The organism is Bartonella tribocorum CIP 105476 (assembly GCF_000196435.1).
In the GTDB taxonomy this organism is placed as follows: Bacteria; Pseudomonadota; Alphaproteobacteria; order Rhizobiales; family Rhizobiaceae; genus Bartonella; species Bartonella tribocorum.
The window spans coordinates 1550754-1577653 of record NC_010161.1 but is presented as its reverse complement, the minus strand read 5'-3'; the positions used below and the strand labels follow the sequence as shown (position 1 = coordinate 1577653).

The 26900-nt window shown below is 35.6% G+C and carries 19 protein-coding genes and 2 pseudogenes; 15 read left to right on the top strand and 6 right to left on the bottom strand.

Going from position 1 to position 26900, the window contains the following annotated elements:
* Positions 1-118: 118 nt before the first annotated feature.
* From BTR_RS07065 to BTR_RS07050, 4 genes are all read left to right on the top strand, one after another.
* Positions 119-430 carry a hypothetical protein gene (locus BTR_RS07065; RefSeq protein ID WP_012231969.1) on the top strand — a complete coding sequence of 104 codons (312 nt, stop codon included), beginning with the start codon at positions 119-121 and terminating at the stop codon, positions 428-430.
* Between the two features lie 2467 nt (positions 431-2897).
* The gene (locus BTR_RS07060; RefSeq protein WP_012231968.1) at positions 2898-3260 is read left to right on the top strand and encodes a hypothetical protein; all 363 of its coding nucleotides are present in this window, start codon (positions 2898-2900) and stop codon (positions 3258-3260) included.
* A 989-nt stretch (positions 3261-4249) separates the two neighbouring features.
* Positions 4250-4609 carry a hypothetical protein gene (locus BTR_RS07055; protein ID WP_012231967.1) on the top strand — a complete coding sequence of 120 codons (360 nt, stop codon included), beginning with the start codon at positions 4250-4252 and terminating at the stop codon, positions 4607-4609.
* 542 nt (positions 4610-5151) lie between these two features.
* Positions 5152-5517, top strand: a complete 366-nt coding sequence (locus BTR_RS07050; protein WP_012231966.1) for a response regulator — start codon at positions 5152-5154, stop codon at positions 5515-5517.
* A gap of 325 nt (positions 5518-5842) precedes the next feature.
* On the opposite strand, the gene rpsI is transcribed toward BTR_RS07050, so the two are convergent.
* Both rpsI and rplM read right to left on the bottom strand, forming a co-directional pair.
* Positions 5843-6328, bottom strand: coding sequence for a 30S ribosomal protein S9 (gene rpsI / locus BTR_RS07045; protein WP_012231965.1), 486 nt, complete (start codon positions 6326-6328; stop codon positions 5843-5845).
* A 2-nt stretch (positions 6329-6330) separates the two neighbouring features.
* On the bottom strand, positions 6331-6795 hold the full coding sequence (gene rplM, locus BTR_RS07040; protein WP_012231964.1) for a 50S ribosomal protein L13: 465 nt from the start codon (positions 6793-6795) through the stop codon (positions 6331-6333).
* Between the two features lie 288 nt (positions 6796-7083).
* Between rplM and recJ the strand changes: the two genes are divergently transcribed.
* On the top strand, positions 7084-8868 hold the full coding sequence (recJ, locus tag BTR_RS07035; RefSeq protein WP_012231963.1) for a single-stranded-DNA-specific exonuclease RecJ: 1785 nt from the start codon (positions 7084-7086) through the stop codon (positions 8866-8868).
* Positions 8869-8893: 25 nt separating this feature from the next.
* On the opposite strand, the gene parE is transcribed toward recJ, so the two are convergent.
* From parE to BTR_RS07015, 4 genes are all read right to left on the bottom strand, one after another.
* Positions 8894-10960 (bottom strand): DNA topoisomerase IV subunit B, encoded by a 2067-nt coding sequence (gene parE, locus BTR_RS07030; RefSeq protein WP_012231962.1) that lies wholly within the window; start codon positions 10958-10960, stop codon positions 8894-8896.
* Positions 10961-11042: 82 nt separating this feature from the next.
* A complete protein-coding gene (gene lipB, locus BTR_RS07025) occupies positions 11043-11780 on the bottom strand; it encodes a lipoyl(octanoyl) transferase LipB (RefSeq protein WP_012231961.1) in 738 nt (245 codons plus the stop codon).
* Between the two features lie 142 nt (positions 11781-11922).
* A complete protein-coding gene (locus BTR_RS07020; RefSeq protein ID WP_012231960.1) occupies positions 11923-12774 on the bottom strand; it encodes a TPM domain-containing protein in 852 nt (283 codons plus the stop codon).
* Positions 12774-13400 carry a LemA family protein gene (locus BTR_RS07015; protein ID WP_012231959.1) on the bottom strand — a complete coding sequence of 209 codons (627 nt, stop codon included), beginning with the start codon at positions 13398-13400 and terminating at the stop codon, positions 12774-12776. Before BTR_RS07015 ends, BTR_RS07020 begins: the two co-directional genes overlap by 1 nt.
* Positions 13401-13788: 388 nt before the next feature.
* On the opposite strand from BTR_RS07015, the pseudogene BTR_RS07005 reads away from it, so the two are divergent.
* From BTR_RS07005 to BTR_RS06955, 10 genes and pseudogenes are all read left to right on the top strand, one after another.
* Positions 13789-14518 (top strand): annotated as a pseudogene (locus BTR_RS07005) (class I SAM-dependent methyltransferase).
* Positions 14519-15958: 1440 nt separating this feature from the next.
* Complete coding sequence (gene hutH / locus BTR_RS06995) at positions 15959-17497, top strand: histidine ammonia-lyase (RefSeq protein WP_012231957.1); 1539 nt, start codon at positions 15959-15961, stop codon at positions 17495-17497.
* A 273-nt stretch (positions 17498-17770) separates the two neighbouring features.
* Positions 17771-18133, top strand: coding sequence for a hypothetical protein (locus tag BTR_RS06990; protein WP_012231956.1), 363 nt, complete (start codon positions 17771-17773; stop codon positions 18131-18133).
* Between the two features lie 450 nt (positions 18134-18583).
* Positions 18584-19960 carry an amino acid permease gene (locus BTR_RS06985; RefSeq protein WP_012231955.1) on the top strand — a complete coding sequence of 459 codons (1377 nt, stop codon included), beginning with the start codon at positions 18584-18586 and terminating at the stop codon, positions 19958-19960.
* 915 nt (positions 19961-20875) lie between these two features.
* Positions 20876-23911: pseudogene (locus BTR_RS06980) on the top strand (hemagglutinin repeat-containing protein); the annotation flags it as partial.
* Entirely contained in the window at positions 23908-24312 is a 405-nt protein-coding gene (locus BTR_RS06975) for a hypothetical protein (protein WP_012231953.1), read from the top strand. The pseudogene BTR_RS06980 and the gene BTR_RS06975, both read left to right, overlap by 4 nt.
* 12 nt (positions 24313-24324) lie before the next feature.
* Positions 24325-25092: a filamentous hemagglutinin gene (locus tag BTR_RS06970; RefSeq protein ID WP_012231952.1), complete on the top strand. Its 768-nt coding sequence runs from the start codon at positions 24325-24327 to the stop codon at positions 25090-25092.
* On the top strand, positions 25089-25493 hold the full coding sequence (locus BTR_RS06965; protein ID WP_012231951.1) for a hypothetical protein: 405 nt from the start codon (positions 25089-25091) through the stop codon (positions 25491-25493). The genes BTR_RS06970 and BTR_RS06965 overlap by 4 nt, the downstream gene beginning before the upstream one ends.
* A 12-nt stretch (positions 25494-25505) precedes the next feature.
* Complete coding sequence (locus BTR_RS06960; protein ID WP_012231950.1) at positions 25506-26264, top strand: hypothetical protein; 759 nt, start codon at positions 25506-25508, stop codon at positions 26262-26264.
* On the top strand, positions 26261-26668 hold the full coding sequence (locus BTR_RS06955) for a hypothetical protein (RefSeq protein ID WP_038473718.1): 408 nt from the start codon (positions 26261-26263) through the stop codon (positions 26666-26668). The genes BTR_RS06960 and BTR_RS06955 overlap by 4 nt, the downstream gene beginning before the upstream one ends.
* Positions 26669-26900 lie beyond the last annotated feature (232 nt).

The window sequence follows — 26900 nt, the reverse complement described above, 5'->3', positions numbered from 1 at the left end:
TTGTTTATATGGTGTTTTTATTTTAATTTAAAATTATATTTGATATTGCTATAAACACGTTATACCTGCTTTAATTGTATCAATATGATATGTCATTTTTAATAAGAGAAGAAGTAAAATGGGGTGTTCAAGCTCATCACCTGATTCAGGTAATTCATGTCGTTCTGCGGGTTATTGGGATGCAATGAAAACGGCAGGACAAACAGGAGCAGCGATAATGGCGCCTGTTGGGGCGGTTGGAGGCGCTATACTTGGAAGGTTGGCAGGAGTGGCTGCGCGACAGTTGCAACAGGGGGGGGCAGCTGCACCGACAATCTTGAAGGCTGCTGAAGCGGGTATGGCACTAGGTACATTGGGTGGTACAGTAAATGGCGCTGTGATGGGGGGAGCTTTTGGAGCTGTGCCTCATCTTTATAATTGTGTACGATAATTTATAGAATATCTGAAATATATCTCTGTAATCATAATAATTTTGTAGATATGTTAATAAAAAAAATGTCTACAAATATTTCTAGGATGATTTTCAATGATATGTTATTTATAATTCTCTATATTTTAACTAAGAAATTTTAAGTGTTATGGATATTTTAAATAATATTAATATTATTAATTATTTACTTGTATCGATAGGTGAGCTGCTTATATTTATATCTTTATTTAAATTATATTATGAATCTAAATCGCATAGTAAAAATAATATTATAAAAAATCATCAATAACCTTTATTTCATTTTTTATAGTATTTTTTTATTATTTTATTTTGTTAATTTTTATATAAAAATAATACTTTTATGTTTCTGTAGTATATATTATTTATAATGAGCAATGCATTTTTATTTTTTAAATAGAATTTATTATGGATGATATCATTTTTTTGTTTAAAATGCATTGTTTGCAACAAATATTTTTGTGCTGTTGATTATATATTTATATAAATTAAAATTTACTACTTTATAGTAGTCTATAAAATTAGTATAAATTATAATTATTATTTACTTTATATTATATTTTTATCTTTTTTATTTGTTAAATTATTATATATAAATATATTTTATTATAGTATTAACTTTAAAATAATTAAAATGATAAATTTATGCGTTAAAAATAAATTTTATTTATTGATATTATTTGAGAATTTTAGTTTCTAATTGTTATGGTGGATATTATTGATGTGGATGGATTTTGTTAAATTTATTATAAAAGCATTACACTCAATAATTATTTTTATTACTATCATACATCCATTTATATTGTACTATGAATCTAAATGTTTCAGTAAAATATAAACTAATAAAAAGTTACTATCATTCGTAAAATTATATTTTATATTTATGTGGATATTATCTGTTATAGAATTATTATTTATAATTTTATTTAACGGCCTTTCTATAGAGCTTATGAGACATGTTATTAATAAAACTATGTTTTTAATTTTGGCTAAAGAAATAAAGAGAAAAATAAATTCAGACAGCTTCTTTTTCAATAGACAAAAATAATGCGTTCATTTGATGTTGTAAAATAAACTGATAACGATCATATGTTTTTGATTAACAGTGATAAAAATATGATTTGTGATATAGAGATTGAAATTTTTTTTGCCTATAATTCATATCTTCCTACCAAATTTTTTGAAAAAGTATATAAAGCAGAAAAATAAATGCCGTAGCGATATTAACATTTATAATGACTCTTTTATTGTCTAGTGTTGTGACTGCTTTTGCATTTAACAATGCATTAATAGCATATATGGTCTATTCTAAAGTTTTGTTTAAATTCATAGGTAAGTTCTATTTTGATTTGTTATTGCATAGCTCATATTGATGTATAACAAAAAACATTTGAGACAATATAAGACCACAAAAATAAATTTTTGATTGGGCATATAAACTACCGATTGCTTACAGATCAAACAATCTCTGCATATCAAAGTTACGTAATTTTTCCTCTTCAGTATGCGCATTTGAGTTAAATTTTGTGATTGATAGCTTTTCTACGATGAAAATATGGATATCATTTGATATCCACGAATTTTATATATTCATCTAAAAAATATACGATAAAAATTTTACGGCTATGGTGGATTTCATTTTTATAAACTGAAGAAATATAATGCATGGCATTACAAATATTTGCGATAATTTTATTCGGTATTGTTGAGATTTTTATGGTTTACATTTTTATCATTTTATTTTGTCTTTGGTAGGGAGAGAATGTGTATATTCATTATCTGTTTTATCTTAAAAGCGTCGAGCTATATTAATATCCAAAATTCATGGTCGTGAAAGAAAGATAATGAACTTGATTGTAGTTATTCCGCGATTCTGTAGAAGCGAATAATTGTAAAATCATTGAAATGTGTAATGGCTTCTTTATGGATTAAAGTTGGCGTTTTCATTAATGCCATCTTTCCTCTTTCCTCTTTCCTCGTTTAGTTTTTCAATCAATGTTATGATTACGTTAACTTTTTTTCGCTTAGCTATTTCTTCTCAATTTATAATAAAGAAAAAATTAGCTTAATCTATGCTAGCAATACAAAATCCATTATGTATAATAAAAAAGGACAAATTATTAATATTTTTATCTTGTGATTTAAAAATATTGTGATTAAGAAAATCGATTTTCTTTAAGAAAAAATACAATTTAAACAATAGTATAATCATATTATTTTAATAAAATTTTATCATTTAATCAGCTAGCTTAAAGCATAAAAAAATAATTGACAAAATAAATTAAATATGAAATGGATAAAATATAATACAAAATGATATTTATTTCTGTATTATATTATCATTCTCTTCTCAGTAGGAAAATATGCATCATCAATAGATGATGCGGTGCTTTCTTGTTTTAAAGAGTAAGGTTTTATTAATTACTAAATATTGTAATAGGTTATTATAATGAAAATATTTAAACATTGTATATCATGTGTTGTTGCTGTGGCTATTTTCTTTTCACAAGTTTTAGGAGCCAGTGCCGATACTTTAAATGGTAGATTTCAAAATACTGGTTTCATTTCTGTAATGAAACAAGAAAATGGAGTTATTAAAACTGTTAAGGATATTATTCGTCAATTTTCAGGACAAAGCAGTGAAAAAGGTGTCCAAAAGGTAGCCGGTTTAATAGGAGCAGAGGTAGCAATTTTTGGTTTATTAGCATATTTGTTTTATTTCTTTTCTGCTCCGGCTCTACCCCCTCATCAAAAGCCAGGTCAAAGAGCATTTACTGCTTTTGCTAGAAGCGCATGGGCTCTTATTCCTTGATGAAATATAAATTATTCTGTTTTTGAATCTTTCATATGGATAAACCGTGATTTCAAATCACGGTTTAGTTATTTTTATATTTATTAATATGGATATAAAGATTTAATTCTGTAGTCTAGAATACATTTTAAAAAATATTACTACAGAAATAATTTGTTGAGCATAATGTAGCTTTTTCTATTGTACAGTTTTTTATCATTTTATTTTGTCTTCGGTAGAGAGAGAATGTGTATATTCATTATCTATTTTATCTTAAAAGCGTGTAGTTATATTAATATCAAAAAGCTATGATCGTGGATGATAACGAAATTGATTGTAGTTATTCTGCGATTCTGTAGAAGCGAATGATTGTAAAATCATTGAAATTTTTAATGGCTTTATGGCGTTAGATTGGCGCACGATATTACCAAAAGGGAAGAAAAGCTTATTCATCAATGTTATTTTTTTATATTATCTTATTTAGCTTTTTCAATCAAAGCGTTAAGCTTGTGCTTACGCTAATGATTTACACTGTTAACTACTTATTAACAACTATAATAAGGAAAAACTATTTTGTTAGAACATTTCAATAAAGTATTTTTTCTATAAGGTTAAAAAATACTTATTTTACTATATTATAAAAAATAAAAAACATTAGATGTTACTAAAAAACAACATAACGATATTTTTTACATTGTGATTTTTAATAATATTTGTAGCTTTAATTATAAAAAATGCAATAAAAACAATAATATAATTGTAATTTTAATATATTTTATAGATAAATTATATAAATATAAAAATACAAATCAAATAATTGACAAAATTAAATGAATATGTAACAGATTTATTTAAAATATAATATAATATAAAATGATAATTAATATTTGTATTATATTTTTATTTATCAAAATATAAATATACATTATCGATAAATGTATGTGATGTGTTTTGTTTAGAAAATAAAGTAAGGAAAGTTCATTTTTAAATTATTATAATAGGTTGTTATAATGAAAATATTTAAGCATTGTATAGTATGTTTGGTTGCGACGGCTATTTTCTTTTCACAGGTTTTAGGAGCCAATGCCAATTCTTTAAATGGTAGATTTCAAAACGATGATTTCATTTCTGGGATGACACAAGAAAATGGAGTTACTAAAGCTGTTAATATGATTATTAACCAACTTGGAGGACAAAGTGATGAGAAAAATGTCCAGAAGGTTGCGGCTTTAATGGGGATGGAGGCAGCGATTTTTGGTTTAATCGCATATCTTGTATATTTCTTTTCTAGAAAGCCGCCAAGTCCTAAGAGATCGTCAGGTGGAAGAATATTCGATGCTCTTGCTTATAGTGCATGGGCTTTTAATTAAAAGATATTTCCTTGATGAATTTTAAATTATTTTTTGATTGAATATTTTATATTAAATAGACCGTGATTAAATATCACGGTCTATTTAATTTTTAATTTTAATGATATCGATAAACTTATTCTTTTATATCATTAAGATATTTGGGGGAGAATGGCAGTATAGGGGGCATTAAATTTAAATAATCAGCAGCTTTTTAAAGTTAATTAAATTTTTTCTATTCAAAATACGTATTTGAGATAAGTTTTTAGTTGATATTTTTTTTATGATGAAAATGCATGCATTTTAATTGGGATGTCCATAAACGGTGCGTATTCACTCAAAAAATAGAGGGTAATACAATATTATGGTTATTGTGCATTTCATTCTGGTGAACCGAAAAAGCACAGTGGTGCGTCTTACAAAGATTTGCAAAAAATGCTTTTATTAGAGGATCTCCATCTCTTTGTGGTTTACAATTTTTTTTATCATTTTATCTTAAGATAAAGAGGATGGGGATTCATTTCTATTTCTCTATTTTATCTGAGAAGGGTGGAGTTATACGCATGTCAAAAAAAGTCATGATCGTGGAAGATAATGAGCTTAATATGAAGTTATTCCGTGATCTTGTAGAAGCGAGTGGCTATGAAACCGTTGAAACACGTAATGGTCTTATGGCATTAGATTTGGCACGTTCAACGATGCCATCTCTTATTCTTGTGGATATACAGTTGCCAGAGGTCTCTGGGATAGATGTTATTAAACAATTAAAAGAGGATGAAGAACTTCGATCAATCCCTGTTGTTGCTGTAACAGCTTTTGCTATGAAGGGGGACGAGGAACGAATTCGTGCTAGTGGATGTGAGGAATATATGTCAAAGCCTATTTCTGTCCCTCATTTTATCACAATGGTAAAACATTTTGTGGACTGAATCTTTGTTAAGTGATGATAGAAAAGACACTGAAAAGCTTATGAGATAGCGAGTTATATTTTAAATTTTTTTGTGTTTTAGCACGTGGATATATTCAAGTTAGTCAAACAGATTTTTAAAAGTGAAGCTAAAGTTTTGAATTTTTTCGGTCTATTTTTCTTGGTTTTGTCTTAAGAGAAACAGCTGTTTTGCATTCTTGTTTTTTCTAATCGATATAGATTTGTTCCGATATTCATCTAAAAATCTGTTTTAGCAGGGTAAAAAAAGCCCCGATGAAAACGGGGCTTATATATTGCACATATATTGTATTGCACAAAAATTGAAATTAACGTTTTGAAAACTGGAAAGAACGACGTGCTTTTGCTTTACCGTATTTTTTACGTTCAACAACACGGCTATCGCGGGTAAGAAATCCCCCTTTTTTCAAAATTGGTCGAAGTTCTGGTTCGTAATAGGTTAAAGCTTTGGAAATGCCATGGCGTATTGCACCAGCTTGTCCAGAAAGACCACCACCTGCAACGGTTGCAACAATATCAAATTGAGTATCTCTATTTGTTGCAACAATTGGTTGACGAAGAATCATTCTAAGAACAGGACGCGCGAAATATTTGTCAAATTCCTTGTTGTTAATGATAATTTTTCCAGAACCAGGTTTAATCCACACGCGAGCAACAGCATCTTTTCGTTTTCCTGTTGCATAGGCACGTCCTTGAGAATCAAGCTTTTGCACGTGGACAGGAACAACATTTTCATGGGGCTCTGTAATACTTGTTGCCATGCTAAGTTCAGAAAGAGAATTAATTTCAGCCATAATCAAGCAATCCTTTTGTTTTTGCGGTTTAAAGCACCAACGTCAAGAGACTCGGGCTGTTGTGCTTCATGCGGATGTTGGCTTCCAGCATAAACACGGAGATTCTTCAATTGACGACGACCAAGAGGGCCACGCGGAATCATGCGTTCTACAGCTTTTTCAACAACGCGTTCGGGAAAACGTCCTTCAAGAAGCTGACGCGCTGTACGTTCTTTGATTCCACCAATATAGCCGGTATGCCAATAATATTTTTTATCCGTATATTTTTTGCCGGTGAGAGCTATTTTATCGGCATTGATGACAATAACGTTGTCACCATCATCAACATGTGGCGTAAATGTAGCTTTATGTTTGCCACGTAAGCGGTTTGCAACAAATGCGGCAAGACGCCCTAAAACAAGGTTTTCTGCGTCAATAATAACCCATTTTTTCACCACTTCAGTTGGCTTTTGCGAAAAAGTTGCCATAGAAGTATCCTTTAATTAAAGCCCCTACGAGGGCATTTTCATTGTTTGCGTTGAAAATTGTTAGCACAGCGAAATATTTAACGCATAATTGCTCTGATATAATGTCTTTTGATTGACGTCAAGAGAAAATAAAAGCTTTATAAAACAGTACGTTATGATTGAGGTATTATAATACCTTATTAAAATAAGTTTATGGACAATTTAAATCTAAAATGAATGTTGTAAAAGGCTATCTTATTTTTATCGCGTGATTGTGTTTTATTGATCTTCATTATAAAATAAGCAGCAATGCAGCTGTCTCGTTATTTTCTCAATGTTGAATCTTCTGCTTGTGGTCAAGCTTGGTTAGATGCTCTTGATGTTCAAGGGATAAATAATGCGCGTGCTATTTCTCAAAAGTTTGGTTTTCCAGATCAGTTAGCGCGAGTCCTTTCAGCAAGAGGTGTAGATGAAACTGAAGCTGTTGCTTTTATTGATCCAACATTGCGAATGCTTATGCCTGATCCAGAAAGTTTTAGAGATATGCAATGCGCAGCAGAGCGTATTGTTAAGGCTCTTCTCAATCAAGAACAGGTTGCTGTTTTTGGTGATTATGATGTTGATGGTGCCTGCGCATCAGCACTCATAGCGCGTTTTTTTCGTTATTTTGGGATTGAAGTCAAAATTTATATTCCTGATCGTATTGTTGAAGGTTATGGACCGAATGAACAAGCAATGAGAATGCTCGTGCAAGAAGGGGCTCGTTTAATTATCACTGTTGATTGTGGTGCCAATAGTCCAGATGCTGTAAAAGCGGCGAGGCTTGCTGGGGCTGATGTTGTGATTTTAGATCATCATCAAATGTCAGAGATTCATCAAGAAGCTATTGCTCTTGTCAATCCTAATCGCCCTGATGATTTTTCTGAACAGGGTTATTTATGTGCAGCGGGTGTTGTCTTTGTTACATTAGCTTGGGTTCATCATTTGCTGCGGAAAAAACAATTCGAAGGGCCGTTGCCTGATCTTCTCAGTATGCTTGATCTTGTTGCCTTGGCAACCATATGTGATGTTGTTCCATTACAGGGTGTTAATCGTGCTTTTGTAGTAAAAGGGCTGCACGTTGCTCGTTCTATGCATAATCTAGGGATAGCAGCTTTAACAAAGGTTGCACGGATAGGGGAGCCACTTAATAGTTTTCATTTAGGTTTTTTATTAGGCCCTAGAATTAATGCAGGAGGGCGCATTGGCGACCAAGCTTTGGGAGCACGTTTGCTGAGCTGTGAGAATAAAGATGAAGCGGATAGAATAGCAGAACAATTAGATCAGCTTAATCAAGAACGCCAAGAAATGGAGAAGATTCAATTAGCACAAGCAGAATCTTATATTGCTTCTCTTTATCAAGATCAAGAACCCCCATTGTCACTTGTCATTTCTCATCAAGAATGGCATCCGGGAATTATTGGTATTCTTGCTTCTCGCCTTAAAGAGCGTTTTTTTTGTCCTGTTTTTGCTATTGCTTTGAAAGAAGATGGAAATGGTGTAGGATCAGGACGTTCAATTCATGGCATAGATTTAGGAGCACTCGTTCGTGAAGCTGTTACACTCAATTTATTAGAAAAAGGAGGGGGGCATAGTATGGCAGCAGGAATTACGATTCAATCGACAAAAATTGAATTTTTTCGAAAATGGCTCGAAGAAAAAGTTTCTGTTATGGTTTCACAATTGCATGCAAAAAAGTCTCTTCGTATAGATGGTTCTCTTTCTGCTTCTGGTGCTAATCAAGCACTCTTTGAATTGCTTGAAAAGGCGGGACCTTTTGGGACAGGGAATGCAACACCTGTTTTTGTTCTTCCCTCTCATCGATTAATGAACCTATCTGAAGTTGGTAAAGGACATCTTCGCCTTATTATATCTAATGGGGAAGGTAAAAAACTGCAAGGAATAGCTTTTCGTGCTGTAGGGACTGCACTTGGTGATTTTCTGTCGAGAAATATTGGTGAAATGATTCATTTAGCGGGACATCTTAGTCTGAATTATTGGAATGGAACGATCAATCCGCAACTGCGCGTGATTGACGCTGCTGCAGTGGTTTAAAAGAGATATTTTTTACATGATTACATTAGATGTCTAAATTAGAAGCAAAAGTAGAATTTTCTTGTATAAAACGAAATCGTGCTTCTGGTTTTGTTCCCATGAGACTTTCTACAGTCTTTTTCGTTTCTTGCATTTCCACGGCATCAATAGAAACACGAAGCAATGTACGTTTTTGAGGATGCATTGTTGTTTCTTTAAGTTGTTCTGCGCGCATCTCACCCAGCCCTTTAAAACGCCCGATTTCAATTTTAGCTTTTCCCGTAAATTCAGTTTTGAGCAATTCATCCTTATGGATGTCATCACGTGCATAAGCAACTTTCCCGCCTTGCGATATTCTATATAGGGGGGGGACGGCGAGATATAAATGTCCCTGATGAATAAGGTCAGGCATTTCTTGAAAAAAGAAAGTAATGAGCAGTGACGCAATATGAGCACCATCAACATCAGCATCTGTCATGATGATAATACGTTCATATCTGAGATCTTTTTCACGATATTTAGAACGTGTTCCACATCCAAGAGCAAGGATAAGATCGCTAATTGTTTGACTTGAGTTCATTTTTTCATGGGCAGCACTGGCAACATTGAGGATTTTGCCACGAAGAGGTAAAATTGCTTGGTTTGCTCTATTTCTTGCTTGTTTGGCTGATCCTCCTGCAGAATCCCCTTCAACAATGAATAATTCAGCACCCGCTGCATGGTTTTGGCTACAATCTGCAAGTTTACCGGGGAGACGTAATTTACGGACAGCAGTTTTTCGACTTATTTCTCTATCTTGGCGTCGTCTAACACGTTCTTCAGCACGTTCAATAACCCAATCGAGAAGTTTTGTTGCTTCTTGGGGGGAATTTGCCAACCAATGATCAAAAGGATCACGGATTGCATTCTCAACAATACGCTGTGCTTCAATGGTTGCTAATCGATCTTTTGTTTGTCCAACAAATTCAGGATTACTGATAAAGACAGAAAGTATTGCGGCTGTTGAAATCATAATATCATCAGATGTAATGATCGCTGCGCGCTTGTTGCCTATTAATTCAGCGTAAGATTTCAATCCACGTAAAAGAGCTTGACGTAATCCTATTTCATGTGTTCCACCTTCTCCTGTAGGAATCGTATTGCAGTAAGATTGCACACAAGGATCACCACCATGCCAAGCGATAGCCCATTCGACGGAGCCATGACCATTATTTTGTTGTGTTTTGCCAGAAAAAATTTCTGACGTTACGCGATATTCATCTTTTAGTGATGCAAGTAAATAGTCTTTAAGCCCATTGGGAAAATGAAAAACAGCTTTTTCAGGAATATTTTTTACACTTTCAAGTATGACGGGATCACAACTCCAGCGAATTTTTACACCGCCAAAAAGATAGGCTTTGGAGCACGCCATTTTATAGATTTTTTCTGGATTAAAAGCCGCTTTTTCACCAAAAATTTCGCTATCAGGATGAAAACGAACGCGTGTACCACGACGATTATAAACATCCCCCAAATTTTCCAATCCAGATTGAGGAATACCGCGTGAGAAACGTTGGCGGTAAAGTTTTCGTTCTCGAGCAACTTCAACTTCCATATCATCAGAAAGAGCATTGACAACAGAAATTCCTACTCCATGAAGTCCACCCGCAGTTTGATAAGCTTTTCCATCAAATTTTCCTCCTGAGTGGAGTTGTGTCATAATAACTTCAAGAGTAGATTTGTCAGGCATTTGAGGATGATTTTCGACAGGAATACCACGTCCATTATCCGTAACGGTTATATAACCATTTCTATCTAATGACACTTCAATGGAGTCTGCATAACCAGCAACAGCTTCATCCATCGCATTATCAATAATTTCAGCAAATAAATGGTGAAGTGCTTTACTGTCTGTTCCACCAATATACATTCCAGGGCGTAAACGCACAGGCTCTAAACCCTCAAGCACTCGAATAGAGAGGGCATTATAGTCGTCTTCTTGCGTATTTTTTGCACTTTTTTTTGAAATCATCGCTTTTGATTTCATTGGAGATTGCAGAGTGCTTTCTTTTGTATTTACCCGAGATTGGGCTTTATTTAAAACACTAAAAAGATCCTTGTTGTTATCGCTCATAGCGTTTAACTATATACCTCATAAAATAAAATATTCATTAAAATAAATTTTATGCCTGTTTTTTATTTAAAAATCAATGCACTTAGGAAACATCAATCGTTGGACCAAAAATTTTCTCAAAAGCGTGTTTAAGAGCAATATCAATATCATGCATTGTTACAGGGCACCCTAGATTGAGAAAGCTTGTGACACCGTGGTTTGTAATTCCACAAGGAACAATTCCTGAATAATGGGCTAAATTAGGATTAACATTGATAGAAACACCATGAAAACTTATCCATTTGCGCACTCGAATGCCAATCGCTGCAATTTTATCTTCGGAAGAAAGATCATTTTTTTTTGATGGGCAATGAGACTGTTTTACCCAGACACCAACGCGATCTTCTCTGCGTTCGCCTTTAATATTAAAGCTTGCAAGCATCTGTATGATCCATTCTTCTAATGCACTAATGAAAGCACGAATGTCTTGTTTTCGACGTTTAAGATCAAGCATAATATAAGCAATACGCTGTCCTGGACCGTGATATGTAAACTCACCCCCACGTCCTGCTTCATAAACAGGAAATAAATGAGGCGCTAAAAGATCTTTTTTATCTGCACTCGTACCTGCTGTATAAAGGGAAGGGTGTTCAAGAAGCCAAACCTGTTCATGGGCAGTTTTTGCAAGAATTTTTTCCACACGCTCCTGCATATAACGCAGCGCTTCAGGATACTCAACCAAATGATCACTTATTTTCCATTCAACAGGTGGATTTCCTAGAATAGCATTAAAATGATGTGATAAGTGACTACGATCCCTATGTTTTAATTCAAATGTCATTGGCAATATTTATCTTAATGTTTGAGATTTATCTTAATGTTTGAGTTTGTATTGTAATCAGAAAAATAACAAAAGCATAAGATTAAGAGATACTTTATGAGAATTGCAATGAATTTTATTTAAAAAACGCGTTATGCTCGTTTTACCATCTTCCTGTTGCACCACCACCACCTGATGATCCACCACCACCTCTGAATCCTCCTCCTCCTGAATGTTTACCAAATATTCCACCAGGGGCTCTACCGCTTGCATTTAAGTTTAAAAACCAAGGTGTGAAGATAATACCCATCCAAAGATATTTTCGTGGACCTATTTTCTGACCAAAAATCATAGCAAGAATGGGCAAACCAACTGCTATAAAGAGAATGAAAAACATGATTGTATTTATAATCATTTCTTCTTTTGCAGCTTGTTTACGTTGTTCCTCAACAGCTTTAGCCTTTTGATTGATTCGAAAAGAAAAATCAGCATCGCTTTGTGTGATCACTTTGATAATTGCATGAACCGATTCGACAATTCCTTTTTGATAATTTCCTTCACGAAAATTAGGAATCATAAAGCTATTCATGATGACAGAGGAAATGGCATCTGTTAGTTCTCCTTCCAGACCATAGCCTACCTCAATACGTGCTTCACGTTCATTGGGTGCAATGACGATTAATACGCCGTTATTGATTTGTTTTTGACCTAACTTCCATGTGCGAAAAAGAGAATTGCTGTATGTCTCTATATCATTGCCTGAAAGAGTAGGGAGCGTTACAACAACAATTTGATCTCCCGTTTTTTCTTCGAGGGCAGAGAGCTGTTCTGTTAAATTTTTCTTTGTTGCATGATCAAGTAAATGAGCCATATCGTTGATATAGCCGGTTAAAGGAGGAAACTTAATGTGTGCGTAAGTGACATTCCCCAATGCAATGATCAAGCATAGAATGCTCAAAGGAATCCATAAACGTAGAAAAAAACGACGTTGTATAGAGTGTTGAAATAGTTTCATTAATTAAAATTAACCTTTGGTGTTTGTTGGCTATCCGTATCAATAGTAAAAGTTGGCATCGGTTTAGCATCACGAAACCATAATTTTGCCCAAATCATTGTCGGCATTGTTTTGAGTGCAGTATTGTAGGCACGAACCGTTTCGATATAATCGCGGCGCGCAACGGAGATACGGTTTTCAGTTCCTTCTAGTTGTGACTGAAGAGCAAGAAAGTTCTGGTTTGCTTTAAGATCCGGATAGTTTTCGACAACTGCCATAAGCCGCGAAAGTGCACTTGATAAATTTGCTTGATTTTTGAGATATTGCTGCATAATTTCCTGATTATTCAACATATCTGCGTTAATGTTGACTTGTGTTGCTTTGGCACGTGCTTCAATGACATTTGTGAAAACGCTTTGTTCATGGGCTGCGTAAGCTTTAACTGTTTCTACAAGATTGGGGATGAGATCTGTACGGCGTTGATATTGATTGAGCACTTCACTCCATGCTGCGTGTGCTTTTTCTTCAGTTGTTGGTATGGTATTAAATCCGCAACCACTTAAAAATGGGATTAATCCCGCCAAAAAAATAATAATTGAAAATTGTTTTAATATTTTAAACATTGAAGAAGTTTGTACATTTAACATAAAGATGTCTCCACAGATATTTTATGTATTATATAGGGTTTATATTCTTGGTGGAAAGTATTTTGAATTTTATAAACAGATATTATTATCAATAAATTGATATCTTTCTGCGCTTTTAGCACGCTTAAGTGACTTGTTGATATGAAAATAATAATGAAAATATAGATGTCATCTTGTGAAAGATCTATAATATTTATATCAATTATTCTTATGGCGTATTTATTATTTTCATAGTATTTTTTTTGTTTCAGAATAATATAGGCATCGAGCTTATAGAAAGGAGAGGCACTGCCCATTTCCCCTCCTTTAGAAGTCACGCTTAACCTATTGGATAAAAAAGGCTTTTAAATTACGGATATCAAAAATTGTGAAGAAGGGGAAAAATCCTATCTTGCAAAACTTTCAACAGCAAAATGAAAAGTTTGACGGATTAGCTGATGATTATGATCGTTGTCGCTACCCTCTCGCCTTATTTAAGATCTTCCTTTTAAGAACAAAAAATATTTGTCGATCGTGGATGTGGGGGGTGGGACCAGGCATTGCATGAGAGGGGATAGTTAAACTTTGAGGGAATGAGCACCAATCTCATGCTATCGATATATCGGCAGATATGATTAAGAAGGGGTGAAGAAAATTTTCTACGATATAGTGGTATCAAGGTCAAGCTGAAAAATTGCCTCAAATCGGCGAGGTCGATCTTTTTGTTGTGGCACAGGCGTTTCAGTGGATGATCCGCCCTAAGTTACTTTGGCACTGCTTCGGATCAATTTCGCGCCAATGGTGTTATGGCGATTGTTCAAAATAATCGTGATTTCAAGCATAGCGAATTTTTAGACGTTTATGAGGCATTGTTAGAGAAGAAGCGTTTGAACTATTCTCATTATTATCGTGATTTTTTACAGGAAATGAGTGATGGTTTTGGGGTAAATCTAGAAAAGATTTCTTTTCATACACGTAATTGGACAATGACAATCCCATCTGAAGATTTTATTGGAATGAGCTGCTCTTCAACGCAAGCGCAAGGCGCTACTGCGCGCCATAGGGAAAAATATTTGCGGAAATTGGTTGCATTGGTAAAGAAATATGAACTGCAAGAGAGTTTGGAGATTTTGTATTGAAGTGAGCTTTATATGTATGCAAATAATCTGTTATCGATGATGTTTTTACTATCCTTTAGCACATCAAAGAAGACAATGTTTGGGAAATTTGTGCAGTATTAAGGCACATTTTGAGGGGGAAGATAGCTTTTTCCTTTTGCACTGAATGGACTCTTCAGTACATCTGATCTTTACTGTCTAATTGACATGTGGGAATTCTCAACAGAAAAATTATGAACTTCGTTATGGCGTTTAAGGGAGAGTATCTTTACTGTAATTGGGCAGTAGGTTTTACACTAAGTAGGAAGAGGGGGATTGAATGGAAATATTGGGTAATTCTTTGTTTTTATGATTATTGTTTACTATTAGAGTTTTGTTAAAATAGATTTTGACAGCAAAAAACTGAAAAATACAAAAAATTACCACAATCAGAATTTGCTCGTAATAAAGGGTAGAGGACTTTGAAACCTCTATGAAAACTCGAAAAAAAAGTGGCTTTAAAAGACCTAAAAAACTGACTTATATTGAATTTTAAAATTATTTCTAAATTCAAATTCAATATAACAAAAAATTAAAATAGAAATATGCTATATGAAATATTTCTTTTTTTAAAAGATATAATATAAAAACAATATGTTAATTAAATTTTTTGATATAAGAAAATCTCCTTTATTTTCTATTTTAAATAACGGGTTAGTTCCAGTCTTGTGTGGTTTTACTGAAATGTGATTTTCAGATTTCAATCTGGCGCTTTAAATACAATGTTAGAAGTGGCAAATAAGCTTAATTTCTTCTCTATATTGATGTTTTGAATAAGTTTTTTAAATTTTCCATAAAGTTCCATCGAAAATACCGCTCTATCTTCAAGGAGAAGTTTAATTTTTGCAATCATAATAGATTGTGACAGCTATCTATCTAAGCTTTTTCATAAGTTTAGTAGGAATAGTTTTACGATAAATTCATTGAGCACTTCTCATCTTTAGACTTAATAAAAGAGCTAACCTGCATTATCACACACTTTGCCCATCTCCCAATGTTGTGCGACAGCCCTTGACACTTGAGACGGTTTATAAGAGGTATTTTTAGTCTTTTCTTGTACAGTTCCACTCTCCACGCTAATTTCGCTTGTGGCCTGCAAGCGACATAGTTTTGATTGTTTTAAAACAGATTTGGAATGAGAGAATCTTAAGATATTCGTTCCCTCATTCAATATGACTAACGCTAGATATATCATTATATATCAATCCACTATCTGTTATTTAAAATTCACAGCCTTTGTTGTGTTTGTCATTATCTCATTTTCATCTATCGTTAATCATTCTACTTTTTGGCAATACCTTTATTCTCAGGAGTGGCTTTTAAAAAAGCATTTTCGTTTAAAGAGTGATTATATCTTTTTTTGTTTTATAGAAGGATCAATAATGCTAAGAGTTATACTTTAATTAAAAAAGAAAGAAAATTATGACGATTATACTAAAACCGGGTGAGGTAACGCTTAGCGAACTTGAAGCTATTTATTTTAATGGTGAAATCAGTAAGCTTCATCATGACACGCATTTAGTTATCGAGAGAGGAGCGCAGCGTATCGCTGAAATTGTTGCTGGAAGTGAGCCTGTGTACGGTATTAATACTGGTTTTGGGAAGTTGGCTTCCATTAAAATTGATGCGGACAAAGTCACTGTTTTACAGAGAAATCTTATTTTGTCTCATTGTTGTGGGGTAGGAGACCCTCTAGCTGAAAATATTGTGCGTTTGATCATGAGCTTAAAGCTTATCTCTTTAGGAAGAGGGGCCTCTGGGGTTCGTTTAGAGTTGGTAAATTTGCTGGAAAATATGCTTGAAAAGGGTGTTATTCCTGTCATCCCAGAAAAAGGATCTGTTGGCGCTTCAGGTGATCTTGCTCCACTTGCTCATATGGCGGCTGTTATGATGGGAGAAGGAGAAGCGTTTTTTCAAAATATTCGTATGAGTGGAGCACTTGCTTTAGAGAAAGCAGGGTTATCCCCTATTATTTTAGAGGCAAAGGAAGGTCTGGCTCTTATTAATGGGACTCAAACATCAACAGCACTTGCACTTGCTGGACTTTTTCGAGCTTATCGGGCATTGTGTGGTGGATTGTTGGCAGGGGCTTTAACGACAGATGCTACCATGGGGTCAACGGCGCCATTCCATCCTGATATCCATATTTTGCGAGGTCATTATGGGCAGATTGCCGTATCAAAAACATTAGAAAAGCTTGTAGAGGATTCAGAAATTCGTGCAGCACATTTACGTGGTGATGAGCGTGTACAAGATCCTTACTGTATACGTTGCCAGCCACAGGTTATGGGGGCATGTTTTGATATTTTACTCGCAGCAGCAAAAACACTGATTATTGAAGCAAATGCTGTTACAGATAATCCTTTGATTTTAAGGAATGGTGAGGTTGTATCAGGGGGCAATTTTCATGCTGAGCCTGTCGCGTTTGCTGCTGATCAGATTGCTCTTGCTTTGTGTGAAATAGGATCTATTTCTCAACGGCGCATTGCCCTTATGGTTGATCCAGCAGTTTCTTACGGTCTTCCAGCTTTTTTAGCGCACAATGCAGGTCTTAATTCAGGTTTTATGATCGCTGAAGTAACAGCAGCAGCTTTAATGTCTGAAAATAAGCAAATGGCTTATCCTGCTTCCGTTGATTCAACACCAACTTCAGCCAATCAAGAAGATCATGTTTCAATGGCTTGCCATGGGGCTCGTCGATTATTGGTAATGAGTGAAAACCTTTTTACACTTATTGGCATTGAAACGCTTATTGCAACACAAGGAATTGAATATCGTGCACCTTTAAAAACAAGTACTCTCTTACAGTCTGTTATGGAATGTTTACGCAAAAATATTGCTTCTCTTAAGGAAGATCGGTATCTGGCTCCAGATCTTCATCAAGTCCATATACTTGTACGTGAAGGGCACTTATTATCTGTTTTACCAGAAACAATTTTTCCTTCATTAAGTTTTCAATAATATTTGTTTTAAAGTTAATGATGAGGGGCGGATATTGAATTTTAAAACTTCCTTCATATAAAAATATAGGAGATCAATAATATATTCAAATTTATGTATTTATTTACTGTATATATCTGTTGTCTGTAGCCAACTAGATATTTTATAATGATCTGTATTTATCATCATAATTTTATAGAAAATAAGAATTTTATTGTATATTCTTCTTGTTTATTAATGCTTTATGAGTTTTATAGTTCATTTTTGGTATTATAAATAAAAAAGGAGAAAGAAATGTTTAAAAGTGCTCGATTATGCGTTTTAATAACAGTTCTTTTTTGTTTTTTGCAAATACTTGAGGTTCATGCAAATTTTAGGAGAGGTCGTTTTTCAGAGGACGTTTTCATTATGATCGTCGCTCAAGAGAAGAAGCCTCTTGTTTCGGCGGAAAACAAAGGTTTGATTCCTATCTCAGGGAGAACTCCTAGAGGTAAGGTGGATACTATCATCGGACCAACAGTTAAAGATGCCATTTTTACCGTATATTTTTTTTTCATTGGAAAGCTTGTCGTTAGAGCAGTTGGAGTCCTTAAAAGATGGGCTGTAGATACACTTTCTCATACTTTTGAAAGCTGGCGAGATTCGTATTATCACTGATTGAGCTATTAAATTGGCGTAAAAAGTTTGTTTTATGGGCCCAAAAAGGGTTTGCTTAAAGTAACAAAAAATTAATTGTACGCATAGTTAATGCGTCGTTATGAATTTTTAGGCTTCTATTTCAGGGCGCCGAAATAGAGGTCTAAGTAGTTTACACTACATTAAGGCTAATTTTCTCTGTAAAAAACTAGAGAATACAAAATGAATTAAATGACAATTATAAAAAAATTCATTATCACCTTATTTATAAAATAATACGAAATTGCAGGCTATAAAAGCTGAATAATTCGTAATAAAAGTATTTTTCCATTGTTTATAGCAAAGTGTTGGACTGGCTGGTCTTCGATGTTGTTTGAAATATATTTGTGAAAAAAAACATGAGACTTTATTTATCATAAAGCTGTTGTAGTGGTGTGGATTTTATCAGCATTTCAAAAAGTAAGGAAAGAAATGGCAATAAATGAACTGAAACGAGGGATGAGTAAGCGCCAAGTTATTTTTTTAGCTCTTGGTTCTGCTATTGGAACAGGTCTTTTTTATGGGTCTGCACAGGCAATTAAGCTTGCGGGTCCTAGTGTTTTGATTGCCTATTGTATTGCTGGTTTAGCTATTTTTATGGTTATGCGGGCTTTAGGAGAGATGATACTTCATAATCCATTGCCTGGTTCTTTTGCTCGTTATGCGGCAAATTACATATCGCCATTAGCTGGTTTTTTAACGGGATGGACATATGTATTTGAGATGATTCTTGTTGGTTTGGCTGATATTACAGCTTTTGCGACTTATATGGGTTTTTGGTATCCTGATGTTGCTCCTTGGGTATGGGCACTGAGTGTTACATTAATCATCACAGGTATTAATTTAGCTGCTGTAGAAGTCTATGGTGAACTAGAGTTTTGGCTGTCTTCTATTAAAGTTATTGCTATCATTGCGATGATTATTTTAGGAATAGCAATTATTTTTTTGGGGTGGGGTGGAAGTGTAGGTTCTTCTACTGTTACTATTCATAATTTGTGGAAGAATGGTGGTATTTTTCCCAATGGCTGGTTTGGTTTTTTAGCTTGCTTTAGTGTTGTTGTTTTTGCTTTTGGTGGCATAGAAATCATTGGCATGGCAATCATGGAAGTTCAAAATCCTCATCAAACGATTTCAAAAGCAATTAATTCTACTCCAGTTCGTATTTTACTTTTTTACATCATGACGTTAGCTATTTTAATGTCTCTTTATCCTTGGAATGAGATTGGTCTTATGGATAGCCCTTTTGTATCCATTTTTGAAAATCTTGGGATTTCATATGCAGCAAATATTTTAAATATTGTTGTTGTTACAGCGGCTATTTCGGCAATGAATAGTGGAATGTATGGTGCTTGTCGTATGATCCATGGTTTATCGCAGGAAGGTTATGCTTTAAAAAAGTTTCAATATTTATCAAAAAACGGTATACCAGTTTTTGTTATTTTGATGATCTTTGCTATTTTTCTTCTTGGTGTTGTCCTTAATTATTTTTATCATGAAAAGCTTTTTTTTCTTATTGCAGCAATGGCAACATTTGCAACGGTTTTTGTTTGGATGATGATTCTACTTTCGCAAATTTTTATGCGAATTAAGATGCCTAAAGAAGAACAGAATACTTTAAATTTTCCCATTCTATTTTGGCCGATAGGATCAATTTTTTCTATCTTATTTATGTTTTTTATTTTTATTCTCTTATGGTACTTCGATGAGACACGACCAGTTTTAATTGTCGGTGTTAGTTGGATTGCTTGGCTTGTTATTTGTTTCTATGCCCTTAAATTTTATAATTTTAAGCAAAAGAAACTGCTCTAAAAGATTAGAGTAAAAAGAAATGGCTGATGTCTTCAGGAGAGCGGGTATTTGATCGTTATTCTCCAAAGATTGGAATAATTTAGATTGAAAACAACCTACTCGTTACCATTTTGCTTTGGGATTTTTTGTGAGCTATTGTTGATGACAATAACACCATCATATAAATATCAGATATTTTTTGATGGTGAGTTGTGCCATTAATAGCCATGCCATTAATATAGGTATCACCTGTTAAAATGCCTGACAGTGCGGACATATTTTACTAAATAGAAGGCTATAGGGAAATATTTTTTTTTAATTTATTAATGAAGTGATGTTTCACAAGAGAAGTTATTGTGAGATTTATTTCTATTATTTGAGTTAAATTTTTTCATCTATGTTCAACTGAGCCAATGAATTATTTTATAAGCTTTTTTAAATTGAGTTTTTAAATTTTGTTATTTAAGAAATCGCTGAAGAAGCGAAGGTGAAGTTCTTTATGCAGTTCCTTGTGAAGAAGAACTGATATCCTCCACATCCATTAAAAGGATATCGCGGTTATTGTGGGTTAAAGAGGAGGAATTTTTTTCAAAGAGGCGTTGGTAGAAAATAGCAGATAAAAGATTCATTGGGGGATTGTACTATTGTGTTTGCAAAAGCTTTAATAAAGAAGAAGTAAGGTATCGCAATAAAATCTCATAGAAAAAAATCTCATAATAGAAGAGGCAATCTAAGAGAATGATGAGCGTATGATCATTTTTTTACGATTCTGTTATTGCTATCAAAAGGGCAGGGAGTAGGCTTATTTGTTTATAAGCATATGTTTCATTGCGTATTTTTGTTACAAAATTAAATAATATCGATACAGGGTTCATTTTTATCACAAGTAGAAGAGGGTAAAATGCATTTTAAATGTATTTAAGTATAAAACTATGCAATATTCTCATCAAAGGGGCGCAAGAAAAGTATGATCAGCAAGCACAATCGTCAGAAAGTGGCTTTTTGAGTAGCAAATCTTCCGATACATCTCAATCCCATACAACAACGGTTTCCTCCATTCTGGGGGCGACGGGCAACATTATTACGCAATCAGACAAAGAGACCACAATCACGGCTTCTCATATGATTGCCAATGGAGATATCCATGTGGCAGGACAAAGCGTGACGATTGATGGCATGACAGATCACCATGAGAGCCATTCAGAAACTCATGAAACGGGTTTTGGTGTGGGATCAGGCAAGGGCTTTGTCTCAATCTACGGGAGTGAGGGAAAGGTGCAAAATGAAGAAAGTTTTGAACATCAAGGCTCTTCGCTCAATGGTAAAAATATCACTATCACCGCCGAAAAAGAAGATGTGAATGTGGTAGGTTCTGACTTTATCGCAGAGGAAAATATTAATGTTTCGGCAGTCCATAATGTGAATGTTTTGCCTGGTCACAATAGCCATAGCACAAATTCAAAGGAAGAACGCACAGGTTTTGGCTTTCAGTTTGAAAAGAGCAAAAGTGGTGCTTCTGTGGGTGTTGGGGTTGAGAGCAATAAAGATACGGGCGATCAATGGGAAAAGACGAATACGCCGTCCAATTTCCATGCGGGCAATGATGCAAATTTTAATGCCGGCAATGATGCGAATTTTCAAGCGGCAAATGTTTCTGCAAATCGTGATGTCAACATTGATGCTGGTAATAATATCACACTATCGGAAAGCTATGATACCTCTAATGCGCAAGAAAAGCATGAAAAGTTCTTTGCTGGTGTGACAGGCTCTGTCAATGTGGGCATTCTTGGTACAGTAAAAGATGTAAAGGATGCAGCCAAACGTTTTGGTCATGGGGATACAAAACACAAAATCGGTAATGGTCTTATTGCTGGTCTAAAAGGCTATGATCTCTATAGCAAAGGCAAAGGTCTTTATAATGGGATGAAAGGTGGAAACAAACAGTCTATTCGTGATATTGCTGATGTTTCTGCTAGCGTAACCGTGGGCTTTAAGACAGAGAAGGCAGAAGCCTCTGTTCAGACCTCTACTGCGGTAACAGGTACAATAGAAGCAGGACGCGCTGTTAATATGCAAGCCTACAAAGGCAGCATCCATGGTGTTGGAGCCGATATTATTGCTGGTACAAACCCGATACAAAGCAATGATGAACAGAGCGGGAATATCACCATGGAAGCAGGTAAAGATATCATCTTTGAAAGTGCGCAAAACACGCAGAGCACAGAAAACCACACGCAAAGCGCTTCAATGAATGTTGGGTATAGTTATGGTACCGGTGGTACAGGGTGGATGGGGAATGCTTCTTTTGGTAAGGGCAAGGGTTCCAGTGAGGAGGTTCACCAGAAGAACAGCCATATTATTGGCACCGGCACAGTTCACACAACGAGTGGTGCAAACACCACATTGGCAGGTGCTGTGGTTTCTGGAGAGCGTGTAGAAATGGAAGTAGGGGGTGATTTTGCCATTACCAGCCGCAGTGATACGGGACAAAGTTCCAGCAAGCAAAACTCTGTTTCCATTGGTTATAATAGCCGAGAAAAGGATGGTACAGCCACAACCAATATTGCCTTTAACAAGGATAAAACCTCTAGTGATTATCACAGCGTTGTGGAACAATCCGGCATCAAAGCGGGTGAGGGCGGTTTTGATATTACAGTGGCGGGTGCAACAACTATGACCGGGGGGATTATCGACAGCACCGCACCGGCGAACAAAAATAAACTGACCACCGGAACCATTAAAACGAGTGATATCACCAACAGTGCTGATGCTCAAGCCAACAGCGATGGGATCAGCATTTCTGCGGGTGGCCCCATGTACCAAGGCAAATATGGTGTTGCAAAAAACATTGCCAAGAATGTTTTAGATCATGCAAAAGCCAAAGATTCAGAGGAAGGCTATACCAAATCCGCCATTAGTGATAGCACCATTGTGCTGACAAATGAAGCAGGGCAAAAGGCGTTGACGGGGCAAGATGTGGAACAAGCCATCGCCTCCCTTAACCGTGATACTGCCAACGCCCATAAGGGGGTACAACAGCTTGATGTCGCCAAGCTGGAACAAATCGTCCATGAAAATCGTGAAATGGCAACACAACTCTTAGAAGAAGGGTTTAAATACAGCGATGACTCCTATAGAACCATGTTTATCAAAGAACACCCCATCGCTGTGGTCGACCGTGATGAACAGGGCAATACAATCTATAAAACAGATGAAAATGGTGTACCTATAAGAGACGCTCGAGGACAAAAAATCCCTAAGTTCCATTATTTAACGGATGAAGAAAAGCAGCATTTGCAAGCCGGCTCTGATGGCAAGGTGCACGTGTCCCTCAATGGCATCTTTACTCCACCCTATGAGGCCGCTGTTTATGCAGAGCAACATGCGGAGAATAAAAATGAACCGCTTTATTTTGTTGTGTTTCCGCAAGCTGATTCTGCCATCTCAGAACTTCTGGTCGCGGGATACCAGAAGTTTCTGGAAAATAACTTTTGGGGTTTGACCAATTCAACACAAGAAGCAAAAGATTTGATGTATAGCTATGGTCTTACAGGATTAGAACTTTATGGACATAGTCGCGGGACAATGACATTGGGGAATATGCTGAATTCTTTCAAACAAGAAGGTGTTCACGGTATAGCCAACGAAAACACGACTATCAATCTCTATGGACCAGCCTTTAATGTTTTAGTTGCAGCCGGTCTGTTAGATTATGTGAGTGATGGCAAACAAACCATTGTTGGCTTTGATGGGAATAGATACGACTTTGTCAGCAGAATTATTGGCGGCAATGGCTATACTTACGAGACAATACCTGCTGGCAGTAACTGGTGGAAAGAATGGTGGAGAGTGGTCATGAATCCCATAAGTTCCCATACTTGTCTTGGAGATGCAGGTTATAAATGTAGATATGATTATGGTTCATCTCATCGTGAACAATTTCCTTTAAGTAAATCATGGAGTAAAAAATGAAACACATCGTAAAATTATTAAGTGCTGTAACTTTGTTAAGTATCGCTGGATGTCAGTTTAATAAAACTCCTTCAGGATATTTGACTGCTTGGGAGAAACCGGGAGCAGATTTTACTGAGGTAGGAAAAGCATTATTAGAATGTGGTATGCCAACCCCTGATGATGTCGACCCAGAAAATAAAAAGCTAAGCAACAATGCATGGGCAACAATTCATGCCTGTATGGTTCAATCAGGATTCCGCTATAAAGATCAAAGAGGGGGGGGGTGGTGTTATACTTTTAAAGCCGAAAACCTTCCCATTTGTCGACCAGGTGCTGTCGTTCCACAGAGAAGTGTCAAGAAGCGCTTAAACAGCCCTTTTTGTAAAAAATATAAAAATGCACCTGAATGCAAACCTTAAGTCTTGCTAGTGATGATCAACAATCCGCCATCCTTGCCTTCACTTGGAATGGCGCGATTGTTTCCTCACGCACATTGTTTAACGGATGAAGAAAAGCAGCATTTGCAAGAGGGTGCTGATGGCAAGGTGCATGTGTCCTTTAATGGCATTTTTACTCCACCAGAGGAAGCCGCTGTTTATGCAGAGCAACATGCGAAGGATAAAAATAATCCGCTTTATTTTGTTGTGTTCCCTCAAGCCGATTCTGCTATCTCAGAACTTCTAGTCGCGGGCTATCAGAAGTTTCTGGAAAATAACTTTTGGGGTTTGACCAATTCAACACAAGAAGCAAAAGATTTGATGTATAGCTATGGTCTTACAGGATTAGAACTTTATGGACATAGTCGCGGGACAATGACATTGGGGAATATGCTGAATTCTTTCAAACAAGAAGGTGTTCACGGTATAGCCAACGAAAACACGACTATCAATCTCTATGGACCAGCCTTTAATGTTTTAGTTGCAGCCGGTCTGTTAGATTATGTGAGTGATGGCAAACAAACCATTGTTGGCTTTGATGGGAATAGATACGACTTTGTCAGCAGAATTATTGGCGGCAATGGCTATACTTACGAGACAATACCTGCTGGCAGTAACTGGTGGAAAGAATGGTGGAGAGTGGTCATGAATCCCATAAGTTCCCATACTTGTCTTGGAGATGCAGGTTATAAATGTAGATATGATTATGGTTCATCTCATCGTGAACAATTTCCTTTAAGTAAATCATGGAGTAAAAAATGAAACACATCGTAAAATTATTAAGTGCTGTAACTTTGTTAAGTATCGCTGGATGTCAGTTTAATAAAACTCCCACACCATATCTAGGGATGTGGGAAAAGCCTGGAGCAGGTTTTACTGAGGTAGGAAAAGCATTATTAGAATGTGGTATGCCAACCCCTGATGATGTCGACCCAGAAAATAAAAAGCTAAGCAACAATGCATGGGCAACAATTCATGCCTGTATGGTTCAATCAGGATTCCGCTATAAAGATCAAAGAGGGGGGGGGTGGTGTTATACTTTTAAAGCCGAAAACCTTCCCATTTGTCGACCAGGTGCTGTCGTTCCACAGAGAAGTGTCAAGAAGCGCTTAAACAGCCCTTTTTGTAAAAAATATAAAAATGCACCTGAATGCAAACCTTAAGTCTTGCTAGTGATGATCAACAATCCGCCATCCTTGCCTTCACTTGGAATGGCGCGATTGTTTCCTCACGCACATTGTTTAACGGATGAAGAAAAGCAGCATTTGCAAGAGGGTGCTGATGGCAAGGTGCATGTGTCCTTTAATGGCATTTTTACTCCACCAGAGGAAGCCGCTGTTTATGCAGAGCAACATGCGAAGGATAAAAATAATCCGCTTTATTTTGTTGTGTTCCCTCAAGCCGATTCTGCTATCTCAGAACTTCTGGTCGCGGGATACCAGAAGTTTCTGGAAAATAACTTTTGGGGTTTGACCAATTCAACACAAGAAGCAAAAGATTTGATGTCTCGCTATGGTCTTACAGGATTAGAACTTTATGGCCATAGTCGCGGGACGATGACATTGGGGAATATGCTGTATTCTTTCAAACAAGAAGGTGTGCACGGGATAGCTAACGGAAACACAAATATTAATCTCTATGGGCCAGCCTTTAATGTTTTAGTTGCATCCGGTCTGTTAGGTTATGTGAGTGATGGCAAACAAACTACGATAGGTTTTGATGGTCATAGATACGATTTTGTCAGCAGAATTATTGGCGGCAATGGCTATACTTACGAGACAATACCTGCTGGCAGTAATATGTGGAAAGAAACATGGAATATGTTCACAAATCCTTACAATCCCCATACTTGCCTTGGAGATGCGGGTCCAAAATGCCAAGATATATATGGACTTTCCCATCGAGTACAAGTCCCTTTAAGGAGGAAAAAATGAAACACATCTTTAAATTATTGAGTTGCATAGCTTTATTAGTTATAATGGGATGCCAGTTTAATAAACCTCCTGCAGGATACTTCACTGTGTGGGAGAAAACAGGAGCAGATCGGCTTGAGGTAAAAAAAGCCTTGTTAGAATGTGGCATGCCAGCTCCTTATGATGTATTTCCAGAAAACAGAAATTTAAGCAACAATGCATGGGCAACCATAGAAGCTTGTATGATTCAAGCTGGTTTTCATGATAAATATGATGTGGGAGGGGGGACTTGGTGTGTAAATCATAAAGCCGAAAACCTTCCGATTTGTCGACCAGGGGCTGTTGTTCCACAGAGAAGTGTCAAGAAGCGCTTAAACAGCCCTTTTTGTAAAAAGCATCCAGAACAATATGAATGCTATCCTTAAATTTTACTGTTGATGGAAACAATCCCCACATTCATGTGTTTTCATGCCTGTGGGGGATTGTTTTCTTCATCCAATTATCTCAACGCTATTTATCTATGGGGCAATGTAGGCGCAAAAATTTATAAAAATATCTATTTCAATTGTAATCAAAATATTGAGAATAATTATAAGCATAACATTGATAGAATATGATTTTAGTAGTAATTTTGCTGTATTTTTGATACAGTACCAA

Excerpts from the sequence above, each read along its gene's own strand:
- BTR_RS07065 (WP_012231969.1), top strand. The coding sequence starts at position 119 with ATGGGGTGTTCAAGCTCATCACCTGATTCAGGTAATTCATGTCGTTCT.
- BTR_RS07060 (WP_012231968.1), top strand. The coding sequence starts at position 2,898 with ATGAAAATATTTAAACATTGTATATCATGTGTTGTTGCTGTGGCTATT.
- BTR_RS07055 (WP_012231967.1), top strand. The coding sequence starts at position 4,250 with ATGAAAATATTTAAGCATTGTATAGTATGTTTGGTTGCGACGGCTATT.
- BTR_RS07050 (WP_012231966.1), top strand. The coding sequence starts at position 5,152 with ATGTCAAAAAAAGTCATGATCGTGGAAGATAATGAGCTTAATATGAAG.
- rpsI (WP_012231965.1), bottom strand. The coding sequence starts at position 6,328 with ATGGCTGAAATTAATTCTCTTTCTGAACTTAGCATGGCAACAAGTATT.
- rplM (WP_012231964.1), bottom strand. The coding sequence starts at position 6,795 with ATGGCAACTTTTTCGCAAAAGCCAACTGAAGTGGTGAAAAAATGGGTT.
- recJ (WP_012231963.1), top strand. The coding sequence starts at position 7,084 with ATGCAGCTGTCTCGTTATTTTCTCAATGTTGAATCTTCTGCTTGTGGT.
- parE (WP_012231962.1), bottom strand. The coding sequence starts at position 10,960 with ATGAGCGATAACAACAAGGATCTTTTTAGTGTTTTAAATAAAGCCCAA.
- lipB (WP_012231961.1), bottom strand. The coding sequence starts at position 11,780 with ATGACATTTGAATTAAAACATAGGGATCGTAGTCACTTATCACATCAT.
- BTR_RS07020 (WP_012231960.1), bottom strand. The coding sequence starts at position 12,774 with ATGAAACTATTTCAACACTCTATACAACGTCGTTTTTTTCTACGTTTA.
- BTR_RS07015 (WP_012231959.1), bottom strand. The coding sequence starts at position 13,400 with ATGTTAAATGTACAAACTTCTTCAATGTTTAAAATATTAAAACAATTT.
- hutH (WP_012231957.1), top strand. The coding sequence starts at position 15,959 with ATGACGATTATACTAAAACCGGGTGAGGTAACGCTTAGCGAACTTGAA.
- BTR_RS06990 (WP_012231956.1), top strand. The coding sequence starts at position 17,771 with ATGTTTAAAAGTGCTCGATTATGCGTTTTAATAACAGTTCTTTTTTGT.
- BTR_RS06985 (WP_012231955.1), top strand. The coding sequence starts at position 18,584 with ATGGCAATAAATGAACTGAAACGAGGGATGAGTAAGCGCCAAGTTATT.
- BTR_RS06975 (WP_012231953.1), top strand. The coding sequence starts at position 23,908 with ATGAAACACATCGTAAAATTATTAAGTGCTGTAACTTTGTTAAGTATC.
- BTR_RS06970 (WP_012231952.1), top strand. The coding sequence starts at position 24,325 with ATGATCAACAATCCGCCATCCTTGCCTTCACTTGGAATGGCGCGATTG.
- BTR_RS06965 (WP_012231951.1), top strand. The coding sequence starts at position 25,089 with ATGAAACACATCGTAAAATTATTAAGTGCTGTAACTTTGTTAAGTATC.
- BTR_RS06960 (WP_012231950.1), top strand. The coding sequence starts at position 25,506 with ATGATCAACAATCCGCCATCCTTGCCTTCACTTGGAATGGCGCGATTG.
- BTR_RS06955 (WP_038473718.1), top strand. The coding sequence starts at position 26,261 with ATGAAACACATCTTTAAATTATTGAGTTGCATAGCTTTATTAGTTATA.